The 26,076-nt window shown below is 68.1% G+C and carries 22 protein-coding genes; 9 read left to right on the top strand and 13 right to left on the bottom strand.

The genetic code is table 11. The annotated features are described in order from the left end of the window. Positions 1 to 45: 45 nt before the first annotated feature. The 3 genes from aspS to EV643_RS16475 are packed head-to-tail and all read right to left on the bottom strand — an operon-like array spanning position 46 to position 3,863. On the bottom strand, positions 46 to 1,818 hold the full coding sequence (gene aspS / locus EV643_RS16485; RefSeq protein WP_133800954.1) for an aspartate--tRNA ligase: 1,773 nt from the start codon (positions 1,816 to 1,818) through the stop codon (positions 46 to 48). After that, complete coding sequence (hisS, locus tag EV643_RS16480; protein ID WP_133800953.1) at positions 1,815 to 3,161, bottom strand: histidine--tRNA ligase; 1,347 nt, start codon at positions 3,159 to 3,161, stop codon at positions 1,815 to 1,817. Before hisS ends, aspS begins: the two co-directional genes overlap by 4 nt. 21 nt (positions 3,162 to 3,182) lie before the next feature. Next, positions 3,183 to 3,863, bottom strand: a complete 681-nt coding sequence (locus EV643_RS16475) for an MBL fold metallo-hydrolase (RefSeq protein ID WP_133800952.1) — start codon at positions 3,861 to 3,863, stop codon at positions 3,183 to 3,185. A gap of 242 nt (positions 3,864 to 4,105) precedes the next feature. Between EV643_RS16475 and EV643_RS16470 the strand changes: the two genes are divergently transcribed. Next, positions 4,106 to 5,332 (top strand): DUF349 domain-containing protein, encoded by a 1,227-nt coding sequence (locus EV643_RS16470; protein ID WP_133800951.1) that lies wholly within the window; start codon positions 4,106 to 4,108, stop codon positions 5,330 to 5,332. A 90-nt stretch (positions 5,333 to 5,422) separates the two neighbouring features. Further along, positions 5,423 to 6,238 carry a type IV toxin-antitoxin system AbiEi family antitoxin gene (locus tag EV643_RS16465; protein ID WP_238165617.1) on the top strand — a complete coding sequence of 272 codons (816 nt, stop codon included), beginning with the start codon at positions 5,423 to 5,425 and terminating at the stop codon, positions 6,236 to 6,238. Positions 6,239 to 6,289: 51 nt separating this feature from the next. On the opposite strand, the gene EV643_RS16460 is transcribed toward EV643_RS16465, so the two are convergent. The 10 genes from EV643_RS16460 to EV643_RS16415 all read right to left on the bottom strand — a co-directional run bounded on the left by EV643_RS16460 (position 6,290) and on the right by EV643_RS16415 (position 17,178). After that, positions 6,290 to 8,671 carry a RelA/SpoT family protein gene (locus tag EV643_RS16460; RefSeq protein ID WP_370452291.1) on the bottom strand — a complete coding sequence of 794 codons (2,382 nt, stop codon included), beginning with the start codon at positions 8,669 to 8,671 and terminating at the stop codon, positions 6,290 to 6,292. A gap of 131 nt (positions 8,672 to 8,802) precedes the next feature. Further along, positions 8,803 to 9,342, bottom strand: a complete 540-nt coding sequence (locus EV643_RS16455; protein WP_133800949.1) for an adenine phosphoribosyltransferase — start codon at positions 9,340 to 9,342, stop codon at positions 8,803 to 8,805. 42 nt (positions 9,343 to 9,384) lie between these two features. Beyond that, the gene (secF, locus tag EV643_RS16450; protein WP_133800948.1) at positions 9,385 to 10,602 is read right to left on the bottom strand and encodes a protein translocase subunit SecF; all 1,218 of its coding nucleotides are present in this window, start codon (positions 10,600 to 10,602) and stop codon (positions 9,385 to 9,387) included. Beyond that, positions 10,602 to 12,374 (bottom strand): protein translocase subunit SecD, encoded by a 1,773-nt coding sequence (secD, locus tag EV643_RS16445; protein WP_133800947.1) that lies wholly within the window; start codon positions 12,372 to 12,374, stop codon positions 10,602 to 10,604. Before secD ends, secF begins: the two co-directional genes overlap by 1 nt. Before the next feature lie 79 nt (positions 12,375 to 12,453). Then, positions 12,454 to 12,933: a preprotein translocase subunit YajC gene (yajC, locus tag EV643_RS16440; RefSeq protein ID WP_133800946.1), complete on the bottom strand. Its 480-nt coding sequence runs from the start codon at positions 12,931 to 12,933 to the stop codon at positions 12,454 to 12,456. A gap of 197 nt (positions 12,934 to 13,130) precedes the next feature. Further along, positions 13,131 to 14,183: a Holliday junction branch migration DNA helicase RuvB gene (ruvB, locus tag EV643_RS16435; RefSeq protein ID WP_133800945.1), complete on the bottom strand. Its 1,053-nt coding sequence runs from the start codon at positions 14,181 to 14,183 to the stop codon at positions 13,131 to 13,133. 3 nt (positions 14,184 to 14,186) lie between these two features. Beyond that, positions 14,187 to 14,786: a Holliday junction branch migration protein RuvA gene (gene ruvA / locus EV643_RS16430; RefSeq protein WP_133800944.1), complete on the bottom strand. Its 600-nt coding sequence runs from the start codon at positions 14,784 to 14,786 to the stop codon at positions 14,187 to 14,189. Beyond that, a complete protein-coding gene (gene ruvC, locus EV643_RS16425) occupies positions 14,786 to 15,391 on the bottom strand; it encodes a crossover junction endodeoxyribonuclease RuvC (protein ID WP_133800943.1) in 606 nt (201 codons plus the stop codon). The genes ruvA and ruvC overlap by 1 nt, the downstream gene beginning before the upstream one ends. Before the next feature lie 104 nt (positions 15,392 to 15,495). Next, positions 15,496 to 16,668 (bottom strand): GNAT family N-acetyltransferase, encoded by a 1,173-nt coding sequence (locus EV643_RS16420; protein WP_133800942.1) that lies wholly within the window; start codon positions 16,666 to 16,668, stop codon positions 15,496 to 15,498. 48 nt (positions 16,669 to 16,716) lie between these two features. Next, on the bottom strand, positions 16,717 to 17,178 hold the full coding sequence (locus EV643_RS16415; protein ID WP_133800941.1) for a hotdog fold domain-containing protein: 462 nt from the start codon (positions 17,176 to 17,178) through the stop codon (positions 16,717 to 16,719). 108 nt (positions 17,179 to 17,286) lie between these two features. On the opposite strand from EV643_RS16415, the gene EV643_RS16410 reads away from it, so the two are divergent. The 7 genes from EV643_RS16410 (at position 17,287) to EV643_RS16380 (ending at position 26,068) form a co-directional block, all read left to right on the top strand. Beyond that, positions 17,287 to 18,294, top strand: coding sequence for a LacI family DNA-binding transcriptional regulator (locus EV643_RS16410; RefSeq protein ID WP_133801137.1), 1,008 nt, complete (start codon positions 17,287 to 17,289; stop codon positions 18,292 to 18,294). Further along, positions 18,291 to 18,920 carry a DUF1961 family protein gene (locus EV643_RS16405; protein ID WP_133800940.1) on the top strand — a complete coding sequence of 210 codons (630 nt, stop codon included), beginning with the start codon at positions 18,291 to 18,293 and terminating at the stop codon, positions 18,918 to 18,920. The genes EV643_RS16410 and EV643_RS16405 overlap by 4 nt, the downstream gene beginning before the upstream one ends. A gap of 178 nt (positions 18,921 to 19,098) precedes the next feature. Then, positions 19,099 to 19,725, top strand: a complete 627-nt coding sequence (locus EV643_RS16400; RefSeq protein ID WP_133800939.1) for a YesL family protein — start codon at positions 19,099 to 19,101, stop codon at positions 19,723 to 19,725. A 268-nt stretch (positions 19,726 to 19,993) separates the two neighbouring features. Further along, positions 19,994 to 21,532 (top strand): extracellular solute-binding protein, encoded by a 1,539-nt coding sequence (locus EV643_RS16395; protein ID WP_133800938.1) that lies wholly within the window; start codon positions 19,994 to 19,996, stop codon positions 21,530 to 21,532. A gap of 66 nt (positions 21,533 to 21,598) precedes the next feature. Continuing rightward, entirely contained in the window at positions 21,599 to 22,594 is a 996-nt protein-coding gene (locus EV643_RS16390) for an ABC transporter permease (protein WP_133800937.1), read from the top strand. A 13-nt stretch (positions 22,595 to 22,607) separates the two neighbouring features. Then, complete coding sequence (locus EV643_RS16385; protein WP_133800936.1) at positions 22,608 to 23,525, top strand: carbohydrate ABC transporter permease; 918 nt, start codon at positions 22,608 to 22,610, stop codon at positions 23,523 to 23,525. Next, positions 23,522 to 26,068 (top strand): exo-rhamnogalacturonan lyase family protein, encoded by a 2,547-nt coding sequence (locus EV643_RS16380; protein ID WP_133800935.1) that lies wholly within the window; start codon positions 23,522 to 23,524, stop codon positions 26,066 to 26,068. Before EV643_RS16385 ends, EV643_RS16380 begins: the two co-directional genes overlap by 4 nt. Positions 26,069 to 26,076 lie beyond the last annotated feature (8 nt).

Below are 26,076 nucleotides of genomic sequence, written 5' to 3'. Positions count from 1 at the left end.
AGAACCTTGCGCTATAACCCAAGGTTCTTCGGACGTAAGCGGCTGTTACGCCTTGGGCTCCGGGGTGGCGTCGACGCCGGCCTCTTTGCGTTGGGCGGGGGTAATGGGGGCCGGGGCGGACGTCAGGGGGTCGAAGCCGCCGCCGGACTTGGGGAAGGCGATGACGTCGCGGATGGACTCGCTGCCGGACAGCAGCGCCGTGATGCGGTCCCAGCCGAACGCGATCCCGCCGTGCGGCGGGGCGCCGAACTTGAAGGCGTCCAGCAGGAAGCCGAACTTCTCCGTCGCCTCCTCCTCGGTCAGCCCCATCACCGCGAACACCCGCTTCTGCACGTCCTCACGGTGGATACGGATCGACCCGCCGCCGATCTCGTTCCCGTTGCAGACGATGTCGTACGCGTACGCCAGCGCCGACCCCGGATCCGTGTCGAAGCTGTTCAGCGACTCCGGCTTCGGCGACGTGAACGCGTGGTGCACCGCCGTCCACGCACCCGAACCGACAGCTACTTCACCGGCCGCCGTCGCCTCATCGGCCGGCTCGAACAGCGGCGCGTCCACGATCCACACGAACGACCAGGTGGACTCGTCGATCAGCCCACCCCGGCGGCCGATCTCCAACCGGGCCGCGCCGAGCAGCGCCCGCGACGACTTCACCGGGCCGGCTGCGAAGAACACGCAGTCCCCCGGCTTCGCGCCCACGTGATCCGCCAGCCCGGCGCGCTCCTCCTCGGACAGGTTCTTCGCGACCGGACCGCCGAGCTCACCGTCCTGACCGACGAGCACGTACGCCAGACCGCGCGCACCACGCTGCTTGGCCCAGTCCTGCCACGCGTCCAGCTGCTTGCGCGGCTGATCCGCCCCGCCCGGCATCACCACCGCGCCGACGTACGGCGCCTGGAAGACCCGGAACGGCGTGTTCTTGAAGTACTCCGTGCACTCGACCAGCTCCAGGCCCATCCGCAGGTCCGGCTTGTCGCTGCCGAACCGCGCCATCGCCTCGGCGTACGTCATCCGCTGGATCGGCGTCTGGATCTCGTACCCGGCCAGCTTCCACAGCTCGGTCAGGACCTCTTCGGACAGCGCGATCACGTCGTCCTGGTCGACGAAGCTCATCTCGATGTCGAGCTGGGTGAACTCCGGCTGCCGGTCGGCCCGGAAGTCCTCGTCCCGGTAGCAACGGGCGATCTGGTAGTACCGCTCCATCCCGGCCACCATCAGCAGCTGCTTGAACAGCTGCGGCGACTGCGGCAGCGCGTACCACGATCCCGGCTGCAGGCGGGCAGGGACCAGGAAGTCGCGCGCGCCCTCCGGCGTGGACTTGGTCAGCGTCGGCGTCTCGATCTCGACGAAGTCGTGCCGCGCGAGCACGTCGCGGGCCGCCTTGTTCACCTTGCTGCGCAGCCGGAGCGCGGCCCCCGGACCCTGCCGGCGCAGGTCGAGGTACCGGTACTTCAGCCGGACCTCCTCGTTCACCGGGGTCGCGTGATGCTCCTCGACCGGGAACGGCAGCGGCGCGGCCTCGTTCAGCACCTCCACCCCGGTGGCGATCACCTCGATCTCACCGGTCGGCAGGTTCGGGTTCGCGTTGCCCTCCGGCCGCGCGTTCACCTCACCGACGATCTTCAGGCAGTACTCCGCGCGGAGCGGGTGCGCGACCTCCTCGTCCCGGATCACCACCTGGACGGCGCCGCTGGAGTCGCGCAGGTCGATGAACGCCACGCCGCCGTGATCTCGCCGCCGCGCCACCCAGCCCGCCAGCGTCACGGTCTGCCCGGTGTGCTCGGCCCGCAACGAGCCGGCGGAGTGGGTACGGATCACGAGTTCTCCTGAAGGGTTTCGAGCTGTGTCGTTTCGATCTGGGCACGTACGTCGTCTGCGGGCGGAGTCCAGGTCGCCGGGTCGGCCGGGACCTGCTCGCCACTGCGGATGTCCTTGACCTCGGCCCCGTTTTCGGTGCTGAACCATACGAACGGGATCCCGCGGCGATCCGCGAACCTGATCTGCTTGCCGAACTTCGCGGCCGCCGGCGCCACCTCGACCGGGATGCCCCGGTCCCGCAGTACGGCGGCGGTCCGCATCGCGTCGGCCCGGTCCTCTTCAGCGTTGAGAGCAACCAGTACGGCGGTCGGCGTACTGCGCGATGCCTTGAGCTGGCCTTGTCCCACCAGCCGGTGGACGAGCCGGGACACGCCGATCGAGATCCCGACCCCGGGGTACGTGGTCTTGCCGTCGGAGGCGAGCGCGTCGTACCGGCCGCCACCGCCAACGGAGCCGAACGACTCCTGCCCGACCAGGTAGATCTCGTAGACCGCGCCGGTGTAGTAGTCCAGACCGCGGGCGATCCGCAGGTCGGCCATCAACAGGCCGGGTGCGTGCTCGGCAGCCGCCGCCATCACCTGGCTCAGTTGCTCGAGGCCCTCATCGAGGATCTCGTGCTCGACACCGAGTGCGCGGACCTTCTCCACGAACGACGTGTCGGTGCTGGAGATGTCGGCCAGCTGGACCGCGAGCTTCGCCTGCGCGTCGGTCGCACCGGACTCGACCAGCCGCTCGATCACCTTGTCCGGGCCGATCTTGTCGATCTTGTCGACGATCCGCAGCACGGTGGCCACGTCGTCCAGGCCGAGGCCGCGGTAGAACCCCTCGGGGATCTTGCGGTTGTTCACCTTGATGACGAACTCGGGCACCGGCAGCTTGCGGAACACGTCGGCGATCACCAGCGGGAGCTCGACCTCGTAGTGGTTCGGCAGCTCGCCACTGTCGACGATGTCGATGTCGGCCTGGCTGAACTCGCGGTACCGGCCCTCCTGCGGCCGCTCACCCCGCCACACCTTCTGGATCTGGTAGCGCCGGAACGGGAAGACCAGCTTGCCGCTGTGCTCCAGCACGTACCGCGCGAACGGCACAGTCAGGTCGAAGTGCAGCCCCAGGCCCGGGCCGTCGTCATCGCCCGCCGCCAGCCGCTGGACGCCGTAGATCTCCTTGTCGGCGTCCTCGCCCTGGTTCGACAGCCGCTCGACCGGCTCGACAGCGCGAGTCTCGATCGAAGCGAAGCCGTGCAGCTCGAACGTCTCCCGGATCACGTCGAGGAACTTCTGCTCGACGATCCGGTCGGCGGGTAGGAACTCGGGGAACCCGCTGATGGGGCTGATCTTGCTCACGATTTGGCCTTGCTCATATGCCTATTTCTCCAGGTCCTGCAAGTAAGGGTTGGTCGCCTTCTCCCGGCCGATCGTGGTCTGGCCACCATGACCCGGCAGGACGACGATCTCGTCGCGCATCGGCAGGATCTTGGTGGCCAACGTATGCAGCATGGCCGAATGGTCGCCACCTGGCAGATCCGTCCGGCCGATCGACCCGGCGAACAACACATCACCGGAGAAAAGAACCGCGGGCACCTCTTCCGGCCCGTCGTACGGAGTGGTGAAGGTGACCGAGCCCTGGGTGTGGCCGGGAGTGTGGTCGACGGTGAACCGGAGTCCGGCGAGTTCGAGGCTCAGGCCGTCCTTCAGTTCGGCGACGTCGTCGGGCTCGGCGAAGGTGTGGTTTCCGCCGAGCAGCATCCGCGCCGTCTCGGGGCTGATGCCGGCCATCGGGTCGCTCAGCAGGTGCCGGTCGTCCGGGTGGATCCAGGCGGTGGAGTCGTACGTCCCGCAGACCGGGAGTACCGAGAACATGTGGTCGATGTGACCGTGCGTGAGCAGCACGGCGACCGGCTTCAGGTTGTTCTCCCGGACCACCTCATCGACGCCCGGCGCGGCGTCCTGGCCCGGGTCGATCACGATGCACTCAGCGCCCTGGCCGGTGGCGACGACGTAGCAGTTCGTACCCCACGACCCCGCGGGGAACCCGGCGATGAGCACGACAGACCTTCCTGGACAGTTCGGGACCACCCAAGGTTACCGGTCTCGGCGTACCGGAATGACCTCCGGCCCCGGATTGTGACGGCAACCCCGTTGCGTAGCGGCGGGGAGTTTGTGATTGTTCAGGGATAGATGGTCGGGATGGCTCTCGACGCGCCCGGACGGACCCTGTGCACCCGGATGGACCAGGGGCCTACCAGAATGGGCACGAGCGCAGTACATACCGCCGGAAGGGGCGAGTTGTGGCCGAGGAAAGCTGGGGCCGGGTAGCGGAAGACGGAACGGTGTTCGTCCGGACCAAGGACGGCGAACGGGCGGTCGGCCAGTGGCCGGACGCGAACCCGGAGGAGGCCCTCGCCTTCTACACCCGACGGTACGACGCGCTGGCGTTCGAGGTCGACCTGCTGGAGAAGCGGGTCCAGGCGGGCACGGTGTCCCCCGACGACGCCCGGGCCGCGGTGAAGAAGGTGACCGCGTCGATCGAGGAGGCCCAGGCGGTCGGCGACCTGGACGGCCTGCGGACCCGGCTCGAGGCGCTCACCCCGCTGGTGGCCCAGCAGCGCGAGAAGCGCAAGGCCGAGCGCGCCGCCAAGGTCGAGGAGGCCCGCGAGGCCAAGACCAAGATCGCCACCGAGGCCGAGGCGATCGCCGCCGGCACCGACTGGCGGCACGGCGTCACCCGGCTGCGCGAACTCCTCGACGAGTGGAAGGCGCTCCCCCGGCTGGACAAGTCCAGCGACGACGAACTGTGGCACCGGTTCTCCTCCGCCCGGACGACGTACACCCGGCACCGCAAGCAGCACTTCGCCGAGCTGTCCTCCAAGCGCGACGAGGCCGCCCGGATCAAGGAACGGCTGGCTGCCGAGGCCGAGTCACTCGCCGCCAACACCGACTGGGGCCCGACCTCGGGGCGCTTCCGCGACCTGATGCGCCAGTGGAAGGCGGCCGGCCCCGCGCCGCGCGAGGTGGACGACAAGCTGTGGGCCCGGTTCCGCAGCGCCCAGGACAGCTTCTTCGGCGCCCGCGACGCCATCCAGGCCGAGGAGAACCTCGAACAGGTGGCCAACCTCGAAGCCAAGGAAGCCCTGCTGGTCGAGATCGAGGCGATCCTGCCCGTCCACGACGCCAAGGCCGGCCGCGAACAGCTCCGCGACCTGCTCGACCGCTGGGACCAGATCGGCAAGGTCCCGCGCGACTCGATGCGCGCCATCGACGCCCGCCTCCGTGCCGTCGAGCAGGCCGTCAAGGCCGCCGAGGACGAGGTCTGGAACCGCAGCAACCCGGAGGCCCGCGCCCGCGCCGAGGCCACCGTCAAACAACTGCAGTCCCTGATCTCCGACCTGGAAAAACAAGCCGCGAAGGCCGAATCCCAGGGCAACACCCGCAAGGCCAACGAGGCCCGAGAAGCCATCGCCGCCCGCCGAGAATGGCTGACCCAAGCCCAAAACGCCCTAACCGACTTCAGCTGACCCCGATCCCCCTGCTCAGTCGGCCGCAGACATCCGCTCCCTGTGGATGAACTTCTGCGGGGGACGGGTTGTTTACGTCATCCTGCCGGGATGCTTCCGTACGACTTCCCGCTGTACTTCGCCGGCCTCCCCTTCCGAGCCCACCAGGTAGGCCGGAAACTCCGCTGGCTACTCGGCGGCGGCGAGATCAGGTGCGTATTTAGGGACGTGTACGTCGACTCTCGCGTGCCGGACTCCATCGAGCTGCGCGCGGCGGTGGTCGCCTTGCTGCTCGGCCCGGACAGGATCGCTTCCGGCAAGACCGCCGCTTGGGTCCACGGCATCGCTGTCACCGCTCTGGGCCCCACCGAACAGTTACCGCTCGAGTCGACCAGCGAAGCGTCGGGGACAGTCGAGATCGCGGGCCTGAAGGTGGCGACGCCGGTCACGACCGCGGTCGAGCTCGCCAGCAGACTCCCCCGCCCCTTCGCCCTGTCGAGCCTCGACGCCATGCTCCGCTCCGGAATTGTGCGCTTGGCAGACCTGCGTACCGCCGTCGCGGCGTACGACGGCAGGCCAGGGATCCGACAAGCTCGCCAGATCGTCAGCCACGCGGACCATCGTGCCGAGTCACCGGGGGAGTCGTGGTTGCGACTTCGGCTGCTCGATGCCGGGTTCGGGCGGCCGGAGCTGCAGTTCCGGGTGAAGGGCCCGCACCGTGACTACCGAATCGACGTCGCCTACCCAGATCCGGTCGACGACGGGCGCCGCCTAGGTCTGGAGTACGACAGCGACCGCTGGCACTCCCGCCCCCCCGCGAAATGGCCCGCGACGAAGCACGCCGAGACGAACTGGAAGCCCTTGGCTGGCGGATCATCTCCGTCCGCCGGACAGACCTCTGGGGCAGCTACCCCGCCCTCGAACTAGCCGTCGGCGACTTCCTCAGCACCATGCCACGACTGCCGCGACGCTGGTGAGCTACTGGGTTACGCGGTAGACGTCGAAGACGCCTTCTACGGAGCGGACTGCTTTGAGGACGTGGCCCAGGTGGGTGGGGTCGCCCATTTCGAAGGTGAAGCGGGACTTGGCGATGCGGTCGCGGGTGGTGGTGAGGGCGGCCGAGAGGATGTTGACGTGGTAGTCGGAAAGGACCCGGGTGATGTCTGAGAGGAGGCGGGCTCGGTCGAGGGCCTCTACCTGGATGGCTACCAGGAAGACCGACTGGGCGGTGGGGGCCCACTCGACCTCGACGATGCGCTCGGGCTGGGTCTGCAGGTTCTCGACGTTGGCGCAGTCGGCGCGGTGGACCGAGACGCCGGCGCCGCGGGTGATCCAGCCGATGATCTCGTCGCCCGGTACCGGCGTACAGCAGCGGGCCAGCTTCGACAGGATGTCCGTCGCGCCCTTGACGATGACGCCGGCGTCGCCGCGGGCAGTCCGCTTGCGCCGCTCACGAGAAGCCGGCAGCCGCACGCCCTCGGAGAGGTCCTCGGCCGCGCCCTCCTCACCGCCATACGTCTCGATCAGGCGCCGTACGACGGCCTGCGCGCTGACGTGGCTCTCGCCGACCGCAGCGTACAGACCGGTGACGTCGGGGTAGCGCAGTGAGTTCGCGACCGCGGTGAGGGTCTCGTGGGAGAGCAGGCGCTGCAGCGGCAGGCCCTCCTTGCGGAGCTGCTTGGCGATCGCGTCCTTGCCGTGCTCGATCGCCTCGTCGCGGCGCTCCTTGGAGAACCAGTGCTTGATCTTGTTCCGCGCGCGTGGGCTCTTGACGAACCCGAGCCAGTCGCGGGACGGACCCGCGCCCTGCGCCTTCGAGGTGAAGACCTCGACCACGTCGCCGTTCTCGAGGGTGCTCTCCAGCGGGACGAGCCGGCCGTTGACGCGGGCGCCGATACAGCGGTGCCCGACCTCGGTGTGGATCGCATACGCGAAGTCGACCGGTGACGAGCCGGTCGGCAGCGACATCACGTCACCGCGGGGGGTGAAGACGTAGACCTCGGAGTTGTTGATCTCGAACCGCAGCGAGTCGAGGAACTCCGACGGGTCAGACGTCTCCCGCTGCCAGTCGACCAGCTGCCGGACCCACGGCATCTCGTTCGGGCTGCCGATCTCGGTACTCGGCGGGCCGGCCACCTCGGGAACGGGCGAGTTCGGGTCTTCCTTGTACTTCCAGTGGGCGGCGATGCCGTACTCCGCGCGGCGGTGCATCGCGAACGACCGGATCTGCAGCTCCACCGGCTTGCCCTGCGGCCCGATCACGGTGGTGTGCAGCGACTGGTACATGTTGAACTTCGGCATCGCGATGTAGTCCTTGAACCGGCCGGGCACCGGATTCCAGCGCGCGTGCAGCACCCCGAGCGCGGCGTAGCAGTCCCGGACCGACTCGACCAGCACGCGGATGCCGACCAGGTCGTAGATGTCGCCGAACTCGCGGCCGCGGACGATCATCTTCTGGTAGATCGAGTAGTAGTGCTTCGGCCGGCCGGTGACGGTCGCCTTCACCTTGGCGGCGCGCAGGTCCTCGTGCACCTGGTCGATCACGGAGGCCAGATACTCGTCCCTCGACGGAGCTCGCTCGGCCACCAGCCGGACGATCTCGTCGTAGACCTTCGGGTGCAGGGTCGAGAAGGACAGGTCCTCGAGCTCCCACTTGATCGTGTTCATACCCAGCCGGTGGGCCAGCGGGGCGTAGATCTCCAGCGTCTCGCGGGCGATCCGCTCCTGCTTCTCCTGCCGGAGGAAGCCGAGGGTGCGCATGTTGTGCAGCCGGTCGGCGAGCTTGATCACCAGCACCCGGATGTCCTTGGCCATCGCGACGACCATCTTGCGGATCGTCTCGGCCTGCGCGGACTCGCCGTACTTGACCTTGTCCAGCTTGGTCACGCCGTCCACCAGCATGGCGATCTCTTCGCTGAAGTCCTTGGTCAGCTGGTCGATGGTGTAGTCGGTGTCCTCGACGGTGTCGTGCAGCAGCGCCGCGCACAAGGTCGGAGCCGTCATACCGAGCTCGGCAAGGATGGTCGCGACCGCGAGCGGGTGGGTGATGTAGGCGTCACCGCTCTTGCGGAGCTGGCCGGTGTGGTACTTCTCCGCGGTCCGGTAGGCGCGCTCGATCATGCCGAGGTCGGCCTTGGGGTGGGTCGCGCGGACCACCCGGAAGAGCGGCTCGAGCATCGGCGCGCGGTTCGGGTGCCGGGTGCCGCCGAGGCGGGCCAGCCGGGCGCGAACCCTGGCGGGCGCGGGCGCGATCCGGGGCGGTTGCGGGGTAGGCGGCGGCGAAGGAGTGACCGCCGGGCGCACCACTGCGGGCGCGCGCGGAGGCTCGAGCGGTGCTACGTCCGGCACCGCTGAGGTCATCGCCGGGTCTTCGCCCACGTGCTAACCGCCTTCCGCCGACAGACCACCAGTCTAGGGGGTAGCGGCGAACGAGGCGGACACGGCCTGTGGACAACACGCCGCACCGGCGACGATTCGACTCCGGAGAGTGGTCAGACGGTGACGAGGGCGGTGAGCTGCTCCCCCGCGAGACGCTCGCGGCCGGGCAGGAAGGACAGCTCGATCAGGACCGTCGTACCGAGCACCTCGGCACCGCAGCGGCGGACCAGCTTCAGGCAGGCCTCGACGGTGCCGCCGGTCGCCAGCACGTCGTCGATCACCAGCACCCGGTCGCCCGGCTGGAAGGCGTCCTGGTGGACCTCGATGGTGGCCTCGCCGTACTCCAGCGCATACGACTCCTCGTACGTCGCGGCCGGCAGCTTGCCCTTCTTCCGGACCGGGACGAACCCGGCGCCGAGGGCGAGCGCGACCGGTGCGGCCAGGATGAACCCGCGTGCCTCGATCCCGACCACCTTGTCGACCACCGGGTTGCCGTCGTCGTCCTTGCCGGTCGCAGCCAGCGCGTCGATCACCTGGGTGAACCCGGTGTGATCGGCGAGCAGCGGCGTGATGTCCTTGAACACCACGCCGGCCTGCGGATAGTCCGGAATGTCCCGGATGCCGTCCTTGAGGACCTCTTCCAGCGAACGCATCAGCAGCCTCTCCCGAACCCGAACCCGATCTTGCCGCGCTGGTTACTTGCCACGCTTGGACCGTGGCTTGCGGCTCGGTTGCGGCCGCCCGGACGACGCAGACGACTTCGGCCGGCTCGTCGCGGCCGGGGTCGTGCCCGTCGCGCCTGCACGGGTGGACTTCGGCCGGTCCTGCGGCCGGGCCGACTCGGCCACGACCGTCGCACCGCCACCCGCGCCGGCTCCGGCAGCGGCACCAGCGGCGGCCGGGATCGGCGTACCGGAAGCTGTGGTCAAGGTGGCACCTCGACGGGCGAGGACCCGCCGGCGCAGCGCCTGCATCCCCGGCTCGCGCTCCTTGAAGACCGCGAGCAACGCCGGGGCGATGAAGACCGAGGAGTACGCCCCGACCGCGATACCGACGAACAGCGCCAGCGACAGGTCCTTCAGCGGCCCGGTGCCCAGAACCGCCGTACCGACGACCAGGATCGATCCGACCGGCATCAACGCGATCAGCGTGGTGTTGATCGACCGTACGACGGTCTGGTTGACGGCCAGGTTCGCCGCGTCGCTGTAGGTGAACCGGTTCGACCCGGTGATCCCACGGGTGTTCTCCCGCACCTTGTCGAACACCACGACGGTGTCGTACAGCGAATAACCGAGGATCGTCAGTACGCCGATCACGGTGGCGGGCGTGACGTCGAACCCGATCAGCGCATACACGCCGATGGTGATCAGGACGTCGTGCACCAGCGCGATGAGCGCCGCCATCGACGCCTTGGGTTCTCGGAAGTAGGCCCAGATCACCAAGAAGACGAGGAACAGGAACACTCCGAGTGCCCAGAGCGCCTTGTTCGCGATCTGCTCACCCCAGGAGGCGCCGATCTGCGAGTTGCTCACCTGGTCCGGCTGGACGCCGGCCTCCTGGGCGATCGCGGTGCGGACCTTCGCGATGTCGTCCTGCGAGAGCGGCCGGGTCTGCACCCGGACCTTGTCGGTGCCGATCGTGGCGACGACCGGGTCGCCGAGATCCTGGGCGTTGGTCGCCTTCACCGCGGCGGTGAAGTCGCTGACGGTGTTGTCGGTGACCTTCACGTTCGCCTGGTATTCGACGCCACCCTTGAACTCGATGCCGAGCGCCAGGCCCCGGGCGAACAGCCCGATCAGCGAGATGGCCACCAGGGCGATGGAGACGCCGAACCAGATCTTGCGATGACCGACGAAGTCGTAGGAGATCTCGCCGCGGTGCAGCTTGGCACCGATGTTGCCGAGCTTCGACATCAGACCTCCCCTCCCACGGGCTTGCGCGTCGACGGTTTCGCCGGCCGGGCCGGTTTCATCTGGCCCGGCAGCCGTTCCACCCCGAGATGCTCGGGGTCGAGGCCGGACAGCTTGTGGCCGTGGCCGAAGAAGTCCGTCCGGGCCAGCAGCGTCACCAGCGGCTTGGTGAAGATGAACACCACCAGCAGGTCGATCAGAGTGGTCAGTCCGAGGGTGAAGGCGAAGCCCTTCACGCCGCCGACCGCGAGGACGTAGAGCACCATCGCGGCCAGCAGTGAGATCGAGTCGGCCGCGATGATCGTGTGCTTGGCCCGGGTCCAGCCGGTCTCCACCGAGGAGCGCAGGCTGCGGCCCTCGCGGACCTCGTCCCGGAGCCGTTCGAAGTAGATGACGAACGAGTCCGCGGTGATACCGATGGCCACGATCAGGCCGGCGATACCGGCCAGCGTCAGGGTGAAGCCGATCGCCTGGCCGAGCAGCACCACCGACGCGTAGGTCAGCAGCGCCGCGATGGCCAGCGAGCAGACCACCACGAGGCCCAGGCCGCGGTAGTACAGGAACGAGAAGATGATCACCAGGATCAGGCCGATGATGCCGGCCATGATGCCCGCGGACAGCTGGTCACCGCCGAGCTGCGGCGAGACCGTCTCGACCGAGGAGATGTCGAATGAGACCGGCAGCGCGCCGTACTTGAGCACGTTCGCCAGGTCGCGGGCCTCGGCCTCGGTGAAGGTGCCGGTGATCTGCGCCTGACCGCCGGCGATCGGGCTGTCCACGCTCGGGCTGGAGATCGTCTCGCCGTCCAGCACGATCGCGAACAGGTTCGAGCCCTGCGGCCGCTGCGAGATCGCGGTGGTCGCCTTGAGGAACTTGTCGCCGCCCTCGCCGCTGAAGTTCAGGTTGACCTGCCACTGGAAGCCGCCCTGCGGGATGCCGGCGCTGGCGTCGGTCAGGTCGGTGCCCTTGATGATCGCCGGGCCGAGCAGGTACTTCGTGGTCTTCGCCCGGTCGCAGGAGAACAGCGGCTTGTTCGGGTCGTCCTGCGGCACAGGCTTGTCACAGGTGTACGCCGCGTACGCCTGCTGGGTGGCCGCGTCCGGCGTCCAGGTCAGCGGGTCACCACTGGCCGCCGGGGTGGACGGGGTCGCTGCCGGCGTCGACGGAGTCGGAGTCGCGGCCGGGGTGCTCGGCTTGGCCGTCGGGGTCGGCGTGGGCGTCGGCGTCGCCTGCCCGAGCACGCTGCTCCAGGCCCGGCCGTTCGGCGTCGCCGTCGGGGTGCTGGACGGCTGGATCGTGGCGGTGCTCGTCGGCTTGGGCGTCGTGGACGGTTTCGGCGTCGTCGTGGCCTTGCCGGTCGGCGTCGGCGACGGGGTGGTGACCGGGACCGGTGTACCCGCCTGCGCGTCGTACACGATCCGGAAGTACAGCAGGGCGGTCTGGCCGACCTGCTTGACCAGGCTGTCCTGGCTGGCGCCCGGGACGGCCACGTTGATGTGGTTGCTGCCGGCCGTGGTGATCTCGGCCTCGCCGACACCCGCCCCGTTCACCCGCTGCGAAATGATGTTCTTCGCCTCGGACAGCTGCTCCGCGGTCACCGCGCCACCGCCGGCCAGCGATTTGGCCGTCAGCGTGATGGTGGTACCGCCCCGCAGGTCCAGCCCGAGCTTCGGGCTCCAGTTCCTGGTCAGTGCCATGATCCCGAACAGCAGGACCAGGATGACCGCCAAGACGATCAGGAGCCGCCCGGGGCGGGATGTCGTCGTCGTTGCCACGTCAGATTCAACCTTTGTGCTTCGGGGCGCGCCGGAGTGTCGTCAGACGCTCGGGCGCCGAAGGCCGATGGGAGACAGCTCAGCTCTCGGTGTGCGTCGGCGGCAGCTTCGGCTTGCCCTGCGCCTTGCTGTCACCGGTCTCCGGTACGTCGACCGTCGGGCGCGCCTCGTCGGCGACCGGGGTCTCGTCCTCGGCCTCGTCGTCCGCGACCTTGTCCTCAACCTTGTCGTCAGCGGCCGGCTCGTCGGTGCTGTCATCGACCTCGTCCGGAATCACCCGGCCGATCGCTGCCTTGGCGAACTGCACCAGCACCCCGTCGGAGATCTCGAGGGTGACGTAGTCGTCGTCGACCTCCTCGACGATGCCGACCATGCCGCTGGTGGTGACCACCTTGGTGCCCGGCTGCAGCGCTGCGACCGTGTCGGCCTGCCGCTGGCGCTGCTTGCGCTGGGTGCGGCTCATGAACCAGATCATCCCGACGATCAGGATCAGCGGGAGCAGGAGCGTGATGCCCGAGCCACCCCCGGAGGAGGCCATCGGTGCGGCGATCAGTTCCATCGGGATTCAGAATCCTTCGTCGAGATATACGGGGGCCCGGCACGCTCTGCACGAGCGCGCAGGACACGAACGGGATGGCCTGGGGTCAGGCCACCGGGGAGTCTAACCCTGAGTGCCAATAAGTGCCTCATGACACCGGGTCACGTTTGCGTTACTCGTTTCCTTATCTACGTGGTCGGATGCCGAACAGTTCCCGGCTAGTCGTCTTCGGTGTCGAAGAGAGTGTCCGCGAACGTGGCGCCCTTCGGGACCGTCAGGCCGAGGTGCCGCCAGGCCGCCGGAGTGGCGACGCGGCCGCGCGGCGTCCGGGCCAGATAGCCCGACCGGACCAGGAATGGTTCGGCCACTTCCTCCACGGTCTCACGTTCTTCGCCGACCGCAACCGCCAAGGTGGAAAGACCGACCGGGCCTCCGCCGAACCGGCGGCACAACGCGTCCAGGACGGACCGGTCCAGCCGGTCCAGGCCCATCTTGTCCACCTCGTACAGCTCGAGGGCGGCCTTCGACAGGGCGAGCGTGATGATGCCGTCGGCCCGTACCTCCGCGTAGTCGCGGACCCGGCGGAGCAACCGGTTCGCGATCCGCGGCGTCCCCCGGGAGCGGGACGCGATCTCGGCCGCGCTCTCCTTGGTGATGTCGACCTCGAGCAGCGCCGCCGACCGGTTGACGATCTTCTCCAGCTCGGCCGACTCGTAGAACTCCAGGTGCCCGGTGAAGCCGAACCGGTCCCGCAGCGGCCCGGGCAGCAGACCGGCCCGGGTGGTCGCACCGACCAGGGTGAACGGCGGGATCTCCAACGGGATCGCGGTCGCGCCCGGCCCCTTGCCGACGATCACGTCGACCCGGAAGTCCTCCATCGCCATGTAGAGCAGTTCCTCGGCCGGCCGGGACATCCGGTGGATCTCGTCCAGGAACAGGACTTCGCCCTCGTTCAACCCGGACAGGATCGCGGCCAGGTCACCCGCGTGCTGGATCGCCGGGCCACTCGTCACCCGCAACGGCGCCGACATCTCGCTCGCGATGATCATCGCCAGGGTGGTCTTGCCCAGGCCCGGCGGTCCGGACAGCAGCACGTGGTCCGGGGTGCGGTTCCGTCCCCGGGCGGCGTGCAGGACCAGCTCCAGCTGTTCGCTGACCCGGCGCTGGCCGCCGAACTCGGCCAGGGTCCGCGGCCGCAGGGCGGACTCGATCTTGCGTTCCTCGAGATCCACCGCGTCGGCGGACACCAGCGGCCTGACGTTGTCGTCCATGGATCACGCCTTCGAAAGCACGCGCAGGGCAGCGCGGAGCAGGTCCGGCACCGACGGCTCACCCTCGGCCGCCAGCGGTGACACGGCTACGACAGCGTCCTCGGCGTCGCGGGCCGACCAGCCCAGGTTGACCAGCCCTGCCTGCACCTGGTCCTTCCATGCCTCGGTGACCTGCAGCGGGCGCCCGGTCACCGTCCTTCTGGGTGCGCCGATCTTGTCCTTCAGCTCCAGCACGATCCGCTGGGCGCCCTTCTTACCGATGCCCGGCACCTTCACCAGCAAGTTCAGGTCCTCGGTCGCGACCGCCTGCCGCAACTGGTCAGGGCTCAGCACCGCGAGCGCCGCCTGGGCCAGCTTCGGACCGACCCCCGAGGCGGTCTGCAACAGCTCGAACAGGCTCTTCTCGTCGTCGTCGGAGAACCCGTAGAGCGTGAGCGAGTCCTCCCGGACCACCATCGAGGTCGCCACCCGGGCCTCCTGCCCCGGCCGCAGCCCCGCGAGCGTGCCGGGATGGCAGTACACCAGCAGGCCTACTCCCCCGACCTCGATCACCGCACTGTCGACCCCGATCGCAGCCACCAGGCCACGCACGAACGCGATCATCAGCTTCCTCCTCGGTTCGCATCCTGTGCCGCCACCGCGGCCCGCAATCGTGCGACCTGCAAGCGGGACTGGGCCTGCGCGAGAGCCTCGAGGTTGGCCCGGCTCCCTGCCGCCTCCTGCAGCCTGCTCGTCACGCCACCGCGCCACACCTGGCAGATGGCCAGCGCCAACGCGTCCGCGGCGTCGGCCGGGGTCGGGCGCTCGTCGAGCTTGAGGATCCGGGTCACCATGGTGGTCACCTGTTCCTTGCCGGCGCGGCCGGAGCCGGTGACCGCGGCCTTCACCTCACTCGGCGTGTGCAACGCGACCGGCAGCCCGCGCCGCGCGGCCACCACCATCGCCACCCCGGACGCCTGGGCCGTGCCCATCACGGTCCGCACGTTCTGCTGCGCGAACACCCGCTCGACGGCCACCGCGTCCGGCCGGTGCTCGGTGATCCACTCGTCGATCCCCGTCTCGATCAGGACCAGCCGCTCGGCCACGTCCAGGTCGGCGGGCGTCCGGATCACGCCTACGGCGACAAGTCTCGGCGGCCGGCCGGGTGTGCCCTCGACGATGCCGAGGCCACACCGGGTCAGCCCCGGGTCGACGCCGAGCACTCGCATGGACCACCTCCGAACGTTTGTTCGACAACCCTACGCAGGCAGTCCCCCGACCACGAAATCGACGCGCCGGGCCCAGAACGCGCCGGATTCAGAACGCGCCGGGCCTAGAAGTAGTCGAGCATGTACGGCGTGGGGCCGGTGAACGCCGTGTCGAGGAAGGTGTCCGAGTCGGCGGAACCACCTGATGCCAGCCCCGATCCACGCAGCGCGGCGACCGGCGTACCGGCGTAAAGGGCAGCTAGTCCGCGGGGGCCGACGCGGACGGCGTCGCCGGTGCCTTCCGAGGGGACCAGGCGACCGATGCCGTCGGCAACGGACAGGTGCCAGCGGCCGGTGTTCGCGGGCAGTTCCGGATCGTCCACTTGCAGGTCGACCTCGACGGCGATGCTCGGGGCGAATCCACGAGCAGCGATCGCGGCCGGCGCGTCGAGCAGGCGCAGCATCCATCGCTGGATCTGCGCGCTCTTCCCGGCCTCGTACGACGCCAGCAGGTGGACCGGGTCATGCGGAGAGACGTACGCGTTCACTGTCTCGGCGATCGACGACCCCGAACCGACCGTCGCCCACAGAGCCCGCGCGGTCGCCTCGGAGCCGGCCACCAGCTCTTCCACCCGCAGGTTCTCCCCGTCGTCCCATCGGTAGACGACGAACCCGTCGTCAGCGAGGTACGCGAAGGACTCGTCCTCGGCCAGCCATTCGGCGACCTTCTCGTCCGGCCAGGAGATCGGCCCGCCGACACGGCCGCTCTCGTGCACCTTGCCGACCAGCTCCAGGAACCGCGCCGCATCGTCCGGCCCCGCCCGGCGGACGCTCACCTCCTTGCCACCGAGGCCGCGCAGGTCGGCCGCCCGGAAGGAGAACCTGTACCGCCCGCCGCCGAACTCGTAGCCGAGGTGCCGGTAGATCACCGTCGTCGCCGGATACAGCGCGCTGATCGGGAACCCCTTGTCCAGACCGCGTTTCAGCACCCCACGCATCAGCATGCTGCCGACACCACGACCGCGGTACTCCGGCGACACGACCACCCCGGCGATGCCGGCCATCGGCACCTGGCGACCGCCCCACCACTGCCGGAAGTCCCAGATCCGCGCGGCCGCGACCACCTCGTCGCCGGCCACGACCCCGACATACCTGCCATCGGCGAGGAACACCTTCGCGTCCTTGACCCATTGCTCCCGGTCGCCGGACGCCAGCGGCCCGAACGCCCGGGTCCGGACCCGGATCACATCATCGAGCTGGTCTTCGGCGATATCGATGAACCGCAGCGCATCAGTCACACGCCGACCCTACGACGCCCGGTTCAGCCAAGCGACAGCATTACGGCGCTACTTCTTGTCCGTGACCCAGAGGTTGATGGTGCCTTCCACCACGACGGTTCCGTCCGTGCGCACCGCCTTCACCCGGACCGGTACGTCGGGGCCGGCGGTCCAGGCGGACGGGTCGGTTTCGGCGGAGCAGGTGAGGTCGGTGGTGGACTTCGCCAGGTACGCGACCTCCATGCCCTTCGGCAGCCACCGTTTACCATCCGGGACGGTCGCCTCGGCCAGCGCGCCCATCGCCGCCTCCAGACCGTTGCACACGGCAATCGCGTGCACTGTGCCGATGTGGTTCTGCACGGCCCGCCGCTTCGGCAGCACCAGGGCCGCGTAGTTCGGGCTGATCTGGACGAACCTCGGCCGGATCGACCGGAAGAACGGGGCCTTCCGGGTGAAGGCGTACGAGAACGCCCTGGTCCCGCCGGGAACCGCCCGCAACCGCTGCCACATCACCAGCACCTGGCTCGTCATGCCGGAGATGTTACCCGCGAGTCACATATTCGTCGAGACACCGGAAAGTCGCGGATTAAGACGATTCAACTAGACTGACGTCCCCACCGCGACGGACCCCGAGGGATGATGGCAGCGCCCAGCATCAAGGAGGTCGCGCAGCGCGCCGGCGTCTCCGTCGGCACGGTGAGCAACTTCCTCAACCGGCCATGGATCGTGGCCCCCACCACCCGGCAGCGCATCCAGGACAGCATCAGCACGCTCGGCTTCGTCCGTAACGAGGCTGCCCGGCACCTGCGCGCCGGGCACAGCCGGACCGTCGGCCTGGTGGTGCTCGACGTGGCCAACCCGTTCTTCACAGATGTGGCCGAGGGCGCCGAGTCGCTGGCCTACGAGCACGACACCGTGGTGATGCTCTGCAACAGCAAGACCGACCCGGTCCGCGAGGGCCATCACCTCGATCAGCTCGAGCAGCAACGTGTGATGGGCATCCTGATCACTCCTTGCGACAGCGCCGATCCCCGGCTCCTCGCGCTGACCGCTCGCGGTACGCCGGTCGTGCTGGTCGACCGCGCGGCCGACGGCGGACACTGCTCGGTCTCGGTCGACGACAAGCTCGGCGGACGGCTGGCCGGCAACCACTTGATCGAGACCGGCCACCAGCGGATCGCGTTCATCGGCGGGCCGCTCACGATGCAGCAGGTCAAGGATCGATTGGCCGGCATGACGGCCACGGTCGAGAAGGCCGGCGATGTCGAACTGCAGACGCACGAGGTCGACGTGATGGGCGTCGTCGAAGGCCGCGCGGCAGGCGAACGGATCGCCCAGTTGCCGAAGCGGTCCCGCCCGACGGCCGCCTTCTGCGCCAACGATCTGCTCGCGCTCGGCTTCCTCCAGGCGATGGCGGTCGCGGGTCTGCGAGTCCCCCAGGACATGGCGATCGTCGGCTACGACGACATCGACTTCGCCGCGGCCGCCGCCGTACCGCTGTCGTCGGTCCGGCAACCGGCGGAGCTGCTCGGCCGGACCGCGATGGAGCTGCTCCAGGAGGAGGTCGCCGCCGCCGAGCTGCACCGGCACCGCCAGGTCATCTTCCAGCCGGACCTGGTGATCCGGGAATCGAGCAGCCGCCCGTGATCTACCAGAATCCGCTGGCCTCACCAGCCGATCTCGACGGTTTCCGGCTCGAGGGCGACGGCGCCCTGTCCTTCCCGCTCGGCCGGATGCGGCTGGAGAGCGTGCGTCCGCCGGAGGACGGCCAGGATGCCAACATCGTGCTCTGGTGCCCCGAGGACTTCCCGGCTGACGTCACCATCGAGTGGGACTTCTGGCCGATCCGCGAGCCCGGACTGTGCATCCTGTTCTTCCACGCCGCCGGCCGCCACGGCGAGGACCTGTTCGACCTCGCACCACGGACAGGCCCGTACGAGCAGTACCACCACGGCGATCTGGACACGTACCACGTCTCGTACTTCCGTCGCCGCTGGCCCGCCGAGCGCAAACTGCACACCTGCAACCTGCGCAAGAGCCACGGCTTCCACCTCGTCGCCCAGGGACCTGATCCGCTGCCCGCGGTGATCGACGCACAAGGCCCGTACGCCCTGCGGCTGACCGTGAAGAACGGCGAGATCACCTTCTCCGTCGACGACCTGGTCACCTTCAGCTGGTCCGACGAGAACCCGCTGCCCGGCGGCAAGCTCGGCTTCCGGCAGATGGCCCCGATGATCGGCGACTACGCGAACCTGCGGATTTCGGCGTCCTGAGAGCGGCCCTGAACAGCGCGTGACTCAGGGCACGGCGCAGGGCACGGCGCACGGCTCGGCCGGGTGCGGTCACGGTTCCCGACAAGCGCTTTCCGAAGCGTTGACATTGAGACGATTCAACCCTACGCTCGCATCACTTTTTCACCCTTAACGCACTCGTCACAAGGCAGGGACGCCGATGAAACAGTCGTGGTCGATCCGCTTGTACGACGCTGCCGACGAGGTCGTCTGGGCGATCAAGCTGAACGCGTTGTGGATCGTCTTCACCCTGCTCGGCGGTGTCGCACTGGGTATCGGGCCGGCCACGGTCACGGCATATTCCCTGGCCAGACGGCGGTGCCTCGGTGAATCGTTTCATGCTCTCCCGGCGTTCTGGGCTGGTTTCAGGCGCGAGTTCGGCCGCGGCTCGCTGCTGGTGCTGCCGCTGGTCGGCATCGCCTCGGTCCTGTTCACCAACTACCTGTACTTCGCGTCGCTCGGCTCACGTGGATCGGCGGCCCGGCTGGTCAGCTTCGTCGCTCTGCTGGTGCTGGTGATCATCGGGTCCTACCTGCTCCCGATGGCCGTGCACTACGACCTGCGGGCGCGCGACCTGTTGCCCAAGGCATCACTGGTCGCGCTGACCCGGCCGGCCGCCTCGCTGCTGCTGCTCTTCGTCTTCGTGTCCGTCGCCTACGTCTCGCAGTCGTTCCCGGTGCTGGGAGCGGTGCTCGCCGCCGGCGGCTGGATCCAGCTCAACACCTGGCTCTGCCTGCGCTTCTTCGCCGAGAACGAGGCGCGTCTGCAACTGAAAGGGAACTCTTGACATCCTCCCACCGCCTGAATGCAGGGGATTCCAACCCTTGCGGGTTGAGGTTCGCGGTTCACAGCCGTGCCTTACTGCGCAAGAAGGCTCCCCGCGCTGCCACGGCCCGCCCGGCCGCGGTTGCTACTGGTACTGCAAGTGCAGGTTGCTTGGCTATCGCAACCAGCAAACATCTTATCCGCCTCCAACCCAACCGACAAAACCCGAAGGGAGGGAGATGGCGTTTCTTCCCCGCCGTGAACGATGGGGTTACAACGCCATCAAACCTATGACCATCGGCTCCCGACGGCGAATCGCTGCCGTCCTCGCCCTGTCGACGGCACTGCTCGTCTCCGCCTGTTCCGGTGGCGACGAAGAACAGGCCGCGAGCAACGAACTGACGATGATGACGACGCTGTTCGGCACCGCGCCGGATCCGAACGGCGAAGTGCAGCAGGCCGTCGAGAAGCTGATCGGCAAGAAACTCAAGATCACCTGGGTGCCGAACGCCGAGTACGGCGACAAGACCAACGTCACCCTTGCCTCGGACAACATTCCCGACGTGATGGTGGTGAACGAGAAGGGCCCGGGCTTCGTCAAGGCGGCCGAAGCCGGCGCGTTCTGGGACCTGACCGGCAAGCTGGACAAGTACCCGAACCTCAAGCCTGCCGACGAGCAGACCGCGAAGAACTCGATGACCAACGGCAAGACCTACGGCATCTACCGGGTCCGGCCGCTGCTGCGCTCCGGCATCGTGATCCGCAAGGACTGGCTGGCCAAGCTCGGCCTCAAGGAGCCGCAAACCACCGAGGATCTCTACGCCGTCGCCAAGGCGTTCACCGAGCGGGACCCGGACGGCAACGGCAAGAAGGACACCTACGGCCTGATCGTGCCGAAGTGGCCCGGCAACTACGCCAGCGCCAGCCCGTACGACGTCGTCGAGACCTGGTTCGGTGCGCCGAACGGCTGGGGTGAGCGCGACGGCAAGCTGGTCCCCGGCTTCGACACCCCGGAGTTCCTGGAGGCCAACCGCTGGATGCGCAAGTGGGTCACCGAGGGCCTGATCAACCCCGACTTCGCCACCCTGGACACCGCGAACTGGAACGACCCGTTCGTCCAGGGCAAGGGCGGCATGATCATCGACGTGAACGTGCGGGCGACACAGCTGCTCGACCTGTTCAAGGAGAAGACCCCGAAGGACTTCGACAAGGTCACCCTGGTCGGGAACCTGAAGCGTCCCGACGGCCAGAAGTTCTCCTATCCCTTCACCGGCTACAACATGGTGATGGCGATCTCCAAGCAGCACATCCGCACCGAGGAACAGCTCGACCAGACCCTGCAGACGCTCGACAAGCTCGCGTCCAAGGAAGGCTCGATCCTGCTCACCAACGGCATCGAGGGCCGCAATTTCGAGGTCGACGGTGAGTTCGCCGTACCGATCAACCAGGACGACGCCAAGGTCAAGGCGATCCAGAACGACGTCGACAAGGCCTTCATCCAGCTCGGCACCCGGGCCAGCGTCGGCCTGGGCGCGTACCGGCTGAAGCCGAACGACGAGGCCAGCCGGAAGATGCGGGACCGGTTCGACGTGCTGATGAACGAGGACCTCAAGACCGCCGTGTTCAATCCGGCGCTCGGCGTCGTCGCACCGACCGCGGTCTCGAAGGGCCAGACGCTCGACACCATCATCCCCGACGCCCGGATCAAGTACCTGTCCGGCGCGATCACCGAGGACCAGCTGAAGGCACAGATCAAGCGCTGGTACGACAGCGGCGGCACGCAGATCGCTCAGGAGGTCAATGACCTCGTCGCCAAGAACGGCGGCTGACCCCCCCCAATCCGTTGGCGGGCCCGGGCACGTCCCGGGCCCGCTCGAACCCGAAGGGAGGCCGCCGTGGCCACCGATCTGGTGCCCAACCAGGTGGTACCCCCCGCCGCGGAGGTGACGCCGCCGAGCCCGAAGCGCAAGCGGCGCGCCCGGCCGGTGCGGCTGTGGCGGGAACTGCTCCGCTACCGCTGGCTATATCTGTTACTGCTGCCCGGCCTGGTGTACTTCATCGTCTTCAAGTACCTGCCGATGTACGGCCTGACCATCGCCTTCAAGGACTACGTCCCCTTCGTCGGCTACTCGGGCAGTGAATGGGTGGGGCTCAAGCACTTTCAGGAGCTATTCACCGGGCCGGACTTCGGCCGGCTGATGTTCAACACGCTTCTACTGGCCCTGCTCACGATCGTGTTCGTGTTCCCAGCGCCGATCGTCGTCGCCCTGATGCTGAACGAGCTGCGCATCGGCCTGCTGAAGCGGTCTGTGCAGTCGCTGATCTATATCCCGCACTTCCTGTCCTGGACCATCGTCGCGTCGCTGACGTACCTGTTGTTCTCGGTGGACTTCGGCGTGATCGCCAACTGGATCCACGGCCTGATCGGCGGGCAGAAGGTCGACTACGTCGCGCAGGCCGACTGGTTCCGGCCGCTGATCGTGCTGCAGTTGCTGTGGAAGCAGACCGGCTGGGGCACGATCATCTACCTGGCCGCGCTGGCCGGGGTCGACTCGCAGCTGTACGAGGCGGCGCGGGTGGACGGTGCCGGTCGGTGGCGGCAGTTCTGGCACATCACCCTGCCCTCGATCGCCCCGACCGTCGTGGTGATGGCCATCCTCACCTCCGGCAATCTGATGGACTCCGGGTTCGAGCAGATCTGGCTGATGACCACCTCGCTCAACCGCGACGTGGCCGACGTGTTCGACACATTCGTCTACTACATCGGCATCACGCAGGGCGCGTTCAGCTACGCGACCGCGGTCGGCCTGTTCAAGGGTCTCGTCGGTGTCCTGCTGATCTTCGGCTCCAACTGGCTGGCCAAGCGCCTCGGCCAGCGGGGCCTGTTCTGAAAGGGCTGTGACCATGCCTGCGACCGCTCACCTGCGCAAGCCACGAAAGCGATCTGTCCGGTACTACGACTCGCCCGGCAGCCGTGCCTTCGACGTACTGAATGTCGTGCTGCTGACGGGGCTGGCGCTCGTCACCGTGCTGCCGCTGGTCTACGTCCTCGCCGGGTCGTTCGCGACCGAGTCCGAGATCAGCTCGCGGCCGTTCTTCCTGTGGCCGGAGAAGTTCGTCACCGACACCTACCGGTACATCTTCTCCACCGACACCTTCGTCCGCGCGTTGCTCACGACGATCTGCGTGACGGCGGTCGGCACGGTGGTGCAATTGTTGCTCACGCTGACCATGGCCTATCCGCTGGCCAAGCGGTACCTGCCGGGCCGGGCGCTGGTGCTGAACCTGGTCATCTTCACCCTGGTCTTCAGCGGCGGGATGATTCCGACGTACCTGGTGGTGCGCGACCTGGGCCTGCTGGACAGCTACCTCGCGCTGATCCTCCCGCTGGCGATCAACCCGTTCTACCTGATCGTCGTGAAGAGCTTCTTCCAGGAGCTGCCCGAGGCGCTGGAGGAGGCCGCCCGGATCGACGGCTGCAACGAGCTGAACGTGTTCCTGCGGATCGTGCTGCCGCTGTCGAAGCCGATCATCGCGACGTTCTCGTTGTTCTACGCGGTGGCGATCTGGAACGACTACATGTCTCCCCTGCTCTACATCGACGACAGCAGGAAGTGGACGCTGCAGGTGATCGTCCGCCAGCTCACCGCCGCGAACGCCGACTCGGCGAACGTGCTGCAGCAACTGGAGACCGTGGGCTTCCCCGAGCAGGGGCTGAAGTTCGCGGTGGTCGTCGTCGCGACGCTGCCGATCCTGCTCTTCTACCCCTTCCTGCAAAAGCACTTCGCCAAAGGCGTCCTGATCGGATCGGTCAAAGAATGACGACAGTGCACTGGCTCGAACAAGCGCGCAGCCAGGGCATTACGTGGGGTGTGCCCTGGCCCCGCGGCACCACTCCCGACGACACCACGTTCGCCCTGCGCGACGGGACTCCGGTGCAGAGCTGGACCACAGCGACCTGGCCGGACGGCTCGATCAAGTGGTCCGCCCATGCCATCGGACCAGTTGGGCACCCCGCCCCGTCGTACGAGCTGGTCGCCGGCCAGCCCGCACCACCCGAGCATCCAGTCAGCGTCGTCGAGGCTGATGAGGAGGTGCGGGTGACCTCCGGCGAGGTGAGCTGGGTGCTGACGAAACCGCACCTGATCAGCAAGATTCTGTACGGCGAACGCGAGGTGGCGCGGGAGGTCCGGCTGGTCAGCATCAAGCAGGACGGTCCCGATGAGGACGGCAGCCGGACAAGGCAGCAGACGACCGCGAGCGTCGACCAGATCGTCGTGGAGCAAGACGGGCCGGTGCGTGCCGTCGTCCGGCTCACGGGGAGGCACGGCGAATGGCTGCCGTTCTCCGTCCGGCTCTACTTCTATGCGGGCGCGACGGATGTCCGGATCGTGCACAGCTTCATCTGGGACGGCGATCCGTCGCGCGACTTCCTCGCCGGCCTCGGGCTCAGCGCGGACGTCCCGATGCACGACGAGCCGCACAACCGGCACATCCGCCTGGCCGGGCCGGAGGGCTTCCTCACCGAGGCGGTCCGCGGCCTGACGGGGTTGCGTCGCGATCCAGGCGAGCCGGTACGCCGGGCGCAGGTGGCTGGTGATCCCGTCGGCAAGATCCCGAACGACGAGGTCGCGCGGCGGCTTCACCTGATTCCGCGGTGGAACGACTACACCCTCGACCAGTCCAGCGCCGACGGGTTCACGCTGCGGAAGCGGACCGCCCCCGGCCACGCCTGGGTGACGATTCCGGCCGGCACCCGCTCCCCGGGGTACGGGTATGTCGGCGGGATCAGCGGCGGGCTCGGATTCGGCCTGCGCGATTTCTGGAAGCTCCACCCCACGCGGCTGGACATCCGCGGCGCCGCGACCGACTGCGCAAAGGCAACGGTTTGGATGTGGTCGCCCTCGGCGCCCGCGATGGACCTGCGCTACTGGCACGACGGAATGGGCCAGGAAACCTTCGCCGAACAACTCGAGGGCCTGGAGATCACCTACGAGGACTACGAACCAGGGTTCGGCAACGCGCACGGGATCGCCCGCACGCACGAGCTGACCCTGCGAGCCCACGACACCACCCCGTCCGCCGAGGAACTCGCCGAGCACGCGGCCATGCTCAACTCCCCCGCCCTGCTCACAGCCGCACCCGAGACGTTGCTCCAGGCAAACATCTTCGGCAGCTGGAGCCTGCCTGATCCCGCCAACCAAGACATCGAGGACCGGCTCGACTTCCTCTTCGACTACTACGTCGGCCAGCGGGAGCAACGTCGTTGGTACGGGTTCTGGGACTACGGCGACGTCATGCATACCTACGACCAGGATCGGCACACCTGGCGGTACGACGTCGGCGGGTACGCGTGGGACAACTCGGAACTCTCCCCCGACCTGTGGCTCTGGTATCAATTCCTGCGGACCGGGCGGGCCGACGTGTTCCGGTTCGCCGAGGCGATGACACGCCATACCGGCGAGGTCGACGTCCATCATCTCGGCCGGTGGAAGGGTCTGGGGTCGCGGCACAACGTGCAGCACTGGGGTTGTAGCTGTAAGCAACTACGCATCTCCAGCGCGATCTACCGGCGGTTCTACTACTACCTGACCGCCGACGAGCGCACCGGCGACCTGATGGACGAGCTGGCGCAGGCCGAGGAGACGTTCCTCGCGGTCGACCCGTTGCGCAAGGTGCGGACGGATGTCTACACGCCGGACCCGAGCGCGTTGTCGGTCGGGCTCGGCGTCGACTGGGGCGCGTTGGCCGCGGCCTGGCTCACTCGTTGGGAGCGGCACGGCGACGAGCAGGCCCGGGCGCGACTGGTCGGGACGATGGCCGACATCGCCGCACTGCACTACGGATTCCTGACCGGCCAGGCGTTGCTCGACCTGGCCAACGGCCGATTCGACACCGCGCGCGAGCAGATCTCCGTCTCCCACTTGTCCGCCGTCTTCGGGCTGCCCGAGATCTGTGCCGAGCTGATCGATCTCGACCTGGATGTCCCAGGGTTCGAGAAGGCCTGGCTCGACTACTGCCGGCTGTACCTCGCATCACCCGACCAGCAGACGGCCGAGGTAGGCCGTCCGCTGGCAGGAATCTCACTCCCCCAGGCACACAGCCGGCTCGCCGCGTGCGCCGCCGCGCGCACCGGCGATGCCGAGCTGGCGAAGGTTGCCTGGCGCAAGTTCTTCCACGACGAGGGCGACCAGCTGAACCGCAATCCGATGCAGCGCGTGGAGGACTGGCGGATCACCGAGATCCACGGTCCCGGCGTACTGATGCCGGTCGAGGAGGCCGCGTTCGTCAGCACCAACGGCGCATCGCAGTACGGGCTGGCCGCGATCCAGAACCTTGCCCTGATCCCCGAACACCGTCAGTGAGGTGGAAC

Source organism: Kribbella caucasensis (assembly GCF_004361855.1).
Lineage (GTDB): Bacteria > Actinomycetota > Actinomycetes > Propionibacteriales > Kribbellaceae > Kribbella > Kribbella caucasensis.
The sequence above is the reverse complement of the archived record's forward strand: the minus strand, read 5'-3'. Positions and strand labels throughout refer to the sequence as shown.